General features: G+C 51.9%; 2 rRNA genes. Both read right to left on the reverse strand.

Annotation, left to right across the window (positions count from 1 at the left end):
- A 23S ribosomal RNA gene (locus RAE09_RS11790) occupies positions 1-750 on the reverse strand; the annotation flags it as partial.
- A 451-nt stretch (positions 751-1,201) separates the two neighbouring features.
- Positions 1,202-1,861 (reverse strand): 16S ribosomal RNA (locus RAE09_RS11795); the annotation flags it as partial.

Consider the following 1,861-nt stretch of genomic DNA (forward strand, 5'->3'; position numbering starts at 1 on the left):
GGACATGCCACTATACACCCCATTAGGATTCGGTTTCCCTACGGCTACCCCACACGGGTTAACCTCGCGACATGCCGCTGACTCGCAGGCTCATTCTTCAAAAGGCACGCCATCACACACAAACGGTGCTCTGACGGATTGTAAGCACATGGTTTCAGGAACTATTTCACTCCCCTCCCGGGGTACTTTTCACCATTCCCTCACGGTACTCATACACTATCGGTCACACTGAGTATTTAGGCTTACCGGGTGGTCCCGGCAGATTCACAGCAGATTCCACGAGCCCGCTGCTACTCGGGCAACCCAACAACCCACATGCCATTGTCTTCAACTACAGGACTCTCACCTTCTCCGGCAGGCCATTCCAAACCACTTCACCTAACAACAACACACGAGCACGATGATGGTAGTCACCGCCGATTGGGGCCCACAACACCGCACACACAACCCCTACCAGGTATCACATGCACACGGTTTAGCCTCATCCACGTTCGTTCGCCACTACTAGCAGAATCATTATTATTTTCTCCTCCTACGGGTACTGAGATGTTTCACTTCCCCGCGTAAACCCCCACAACAGCTATGAATTCACTGAAGGGTAACCCCACATAACCAGGGCCAGGTTTCCCCATTCGGACATCCTCGGATCAACGCTTAATTGACAACTCCCCGAGGCTTAACGCAGCCTTTCACGTCCTTCATCGGCTCAGCATGCCAAGGCATCCACCATGCGCCCTTAATAACGAACACACAAACCACCACACACAAACATGCGGGTGGCCACACAAGTGAACTTGACAAAAAATTGATTAAAGAAAAAAGAAATCACACAAACACACACAAACAAACCACACGGCCCATTCATCTGTGTTTAATGCTCGCGTCCACTATACAGTTCTCACACAACACCCCAACCACACCCTGCCAACACAATAAGTGTCAACAAGCCTTATGGTCAGGCACAAAAAAGGGGGATAATGCCCCAGACACCCAACAATGCACCAACATACAAACAACATTATTTCTTGTTCAACTGTGCATGGACAACGTGTGTCACAAAGCGCCATTCAAACACTCGGCTTGTCTCATCAGGTGTGTGTTCCACCCGGACAATTTTTCAACAATAAAAGTTGGCAGCATGACACTCGCATACTCAACCAACCAAGGGTGCAACTGCACCCGAAAAATAAAAGCTCCTTAGAAAGGAGGTGATCCACCCGCACCTTCCGGTACGGGTACCTTGTTACGACTTCGTCCCAATCGCCGATCCCACCTTCGACGGCTCCCTAACAAGTTTGGGCCACCGGCTTCGGGTGTTACCAACTTTCATGACGTGACGGGCGGTGTGTACAAGGCCCGGGAACGTATTCACCGCAGCATTGCTGATCTGCGATTACTAGCGACTCCGACTTCATGGGGTCGAGTTGCAGACCCCAATCCGAACTAAGGCCGGCTTTCAGCGATTCGCTCCACCTCACAGTGTCGCTGCGCGTTGTACCGACCATTGTAGCATGTGTGAAGCCCTGGACATAAGGGGCATGATGATTTGACGTCATCCCCACCTTCCTCCGAGTTGACCCCGGCAGTCTCTCATGAGTCCCCAACCAAATGCTGGCAACATAAGACAAGGGTTGCGCTCGTTGCGGGACTTAACCCAACATCTCACGACACGAGCTGACGACAACCATGCACCACCTGTACACCAGCCACAAAGGGAAAGACTATCTCTAGCCCGATCCAGTGTATGTCAAGCCCAGGTAAGGTTCTTCGCGTTGCATCGAATTAATCCACATGCTCCGCCGCTTGTGCGGGCCCCCGTCAATTCCTTTGAGTTTTAGCCTTGCGGCCGTACTCCCCAGGC

This window comes from Corynebacterium tuberculostearicum, assembly GCF_032821615.1.
GTDB classification, from domain to species: domain Bacteria; phylum Actinomycetota; class Actinomycetes; order Mycobacteriales; family Mycobacteriaceae; genus Corynebacterium; species Corynebacterium tuberculostearicum_H.